2 protein-coding genes are annotated in these 3,136 nt (G+C 46.5%); both read right to left on the reverse strand.

Features of this window, described 5'->3' with window-relative positions:
* A partial coding sequence (locus M0P91_RS15055) for a nickel-dependent hydrogenase large subunit (protein ID WP_295069313.1) occupies positions 1–861 on the reverse strand: 861 nt, incomplete at its 3' end.
* A partial coding sequence (locus M0P91_RS15060; protein WP_295069316.1) for a hydrogenase small subunit occupies positions 854–3,136 on the reverse strand: 2,283 nt, incomplete at its 5' end. The genes M0P91_RS15060 and M0P91_RS15055, both read right to left, overlap by 8 nt.

Raw genomic sequence — 3,136 nt, forward strand, 5'->3', positions numbered from 1 at the left:
TCCACCGCAACACATGAAATTTCCGCATGAGCGCCCCTCCCCTTCATGGATCGATTCTCGATAGGCATCCACGATCATCATCATATCGGGGATATACGCTCGCTCGATAAACTCCCGAACCTCTTTGATAATAAAGAGAAAATCGTTCAACCTCTGAGGGTTAAGCATATCCGCAACGCTGGTTACTCCTCCCACAACGAGGTTTTGAGGATGAGGTGTTTTGCCTGCGAAAATTGCCACCGCTTTGGAAATTTCGCGTTGAAGGCTTAATGCTTCAAGATAGTGATTCATGTGTAGCAGATTTTTCTCAGGAGTTAGACGATAGGCACCATGTCCCCAATAACCGTTGGCAAAAAGTCCCAGCCGTCCCGCTTTGACAAAACCGCTTAATTTTTCTTTGACACTCTCCAAATGCTCTACAGAATTACGGTAAGGATGATCGCTATATTGTCGCGCTTCCTCAGAAGCTTTGGCACAATTTGCTTCCAACGCACTGACAATGTCAACAAAATCGAGAGAATGAAGGTGATAATAATGCACCAGATGATCTTGAACAAACAGCGATAACGTGACCAGATTACGGATAATCTCGGCATTGTTGGGGATCGTGATCCCGTACGCATCTTCCACCGCACTGATCGACGCACGATAATGGACATTCGTACACACCCCGCAAATACGTTGCGCGATGAGCCCGACATCTCTGGGGTCACGCCCTTTTAAAATTGTCTCTATCCCTCGAAACAGCTGTCCTGATGCCCATGCTTCACGAATAATGTTGTTCTCATCGATCTCCACTTCGATTCGCAAATGTCCCTCGATACGGGTGATAGGGTCAATAACAATTTTGCGATTACTCATGCGGCTTTTCCTTTAACTCTCTGTGATTGGCATATTCATCAAACGCAATTTTTCCCGCTCCGCAGCCGAAACAGCCATGTCCTACCTGAACCGGCCAGCTTGTCCCCTCATTAAACTTGACCAACGAGCAGTTTAACTCGGCATACGGTCCTTTGCACCCCATTTTAAACAGACACCACCCCTTCTTTGCCCCTTCATCCCCCCACTCCAGAACAAATTCATCCGCATCATAGTGCCCTCTGCGCTCGCAGTTGTCATGCACCCGAAATCCATACGCCCACACGGGACGGTTTTTTGCATCCAATTTTGGAAATTCATCGAACATGATGTAGTGCAGAAGCGTCCCCACAATATTGATCGGATTGACGGGACAACCGGGGAGGTTGATGATATCAGCCCTGCCCAGCGCTTCACTTACCCCTACTGCACCTGTCGGATTGGGTTTTGCTGCTACTACACCTCCATCAAATGCACACGATCCCACCGCCATCACCGCTACGGCATTTTTGGAAACACGACGAAGCAGTTCCAATCCAGTCTCCCCTTTAGCACCGATTCGCAAAAACTTCCCATCCAGACCCAAAGGCACCGCCCCCTCGACAATCAGGATATATTTTCCAGAGTCATATTTAATAATATTATCCAGTACCGCTTCCGATTGTTCTCCTGATCCTGCCATTAAGAGTTCATGATAATCCAGTGAGATGTATTTGAGAATCAGATCATCGACACTGGGATGGGCTGATTTGATAAACCCTTCCGAATTTCCTGAACAATCCGCCAGCTCGAGCCAAATAATCGGGATCTTATTGAGCTGTGAAACCCCCTCTTTCACACTTTCCTCAAAACTTGGATGTAAGTGCATCGATGCCGTAATCATCGAGACCCAATTATTAAATTCTCGATTCATTTCGAATGTATTAAGCGCCTCTTCGAAATTTTCTGGACTGAGCTTATTTTTGGGATGAAGGAGATTGTATTTTTCGATTCTCGAATGGACTTTGGCAAGTTGGGTTTCTCGTTCAGCCTCTTCCCGCTCATGCTTCAACCGTGCGGCTTCTTGGGGATCAACGGGAGTCGCTGTTATAATTCCACACACATCCTGCTTACACCGTCCGCAGATACGCCCTGCTTTGGAATAAGCTTTCAAATCGGCGAACGACATCACCGCATTCTCTTTAATGATATCGATTAACTCTTGCTCATGCACCCCTTCACAGCTGCACACCAACCGTCCTTTTTCGGAAATAAGACGGTTCGAATAGAGATACGCCGCATCGATCGGCGAATCATTTTCAATGAGCTTTTGAAGCGCCAGTAGATCAATATTCGTATTGATTCCGATAAACCGCTTCAGCCGATCACCATTAACGATATACTGATCAATCCGATTTTCATGCGAAATTAAAATCGTCTCGTTAGCAGGGTCTTTGGGATCAAAATCGGGTGAACTCACATCGGCAAACAAAAATGACCCCACTTTCAACCCGTCAATAGAGACTTCTTCACAAAAATGAGCTTCTTCTCCCAACAAATTGGAAATAGCGACATCGGCTTGGAGCGTACACTCTTTGACCCGTCCTGCGACAAATCCCCCCTCACGCAACTGTGCCGCTTCTCCGACACAGTAGATATCAGGTGAGGACGTCTGCATTGCATCATTAACCAATATTCCCCGATCACACTCGATGGTATCACGGGCAAATGAAATATTAGGATCGATTCCCACGCCGAAGATGAGAAACGGCTCTTCTATAACCTCGTGCTTGGCGGTGACAGCAAGAAGGCGATTATCTTCAATCGTATGATCGATTATCTGATCGTTAAACGAAATGCGAATACGAGGATCGGACTCGAAGATACGGCCGATGAGCTCCATCCCCTCACGGCTCAACACGGGTGAATACAGATAATCCCCCCGTACTAGTAACGTAATAGTTTTTGGATCGACGCTGTGCATCAATGTATCGAGAAGCTCCAAGGCAATGGGCCCTGCTCCGACAATCACGACATTTTTACCCTTGATGCCGGCGCTTATCTTCACACTGTCATGGTGATTTCGAAAGGTCGAAGCATTCTCTATGGATGAAATATCAAAAAGTGTTTTAGGGATGGAACCGGTTGCAATGATGAGTTTGTCATAATGAAAAGCGGCATGTTCACTAAAAATACGTTTCGCCTCAGAATCAATCGCGGTGATTTTTTGATTCAGTTCCAACCCTACTTTGGGGTGAAGCTCCAGCGTTATGGACTCGACGCATTGACAATTATCCAC

This window comes from Sulfuricurvum sp. (genome assembly GCF_023229695.1).
Taxonomy (GTDB): Bacteria; Campylobacterota; Campylobacteria; order Campylobacterales; family Sulfurimonadaceae; genus Sulfuricurvum.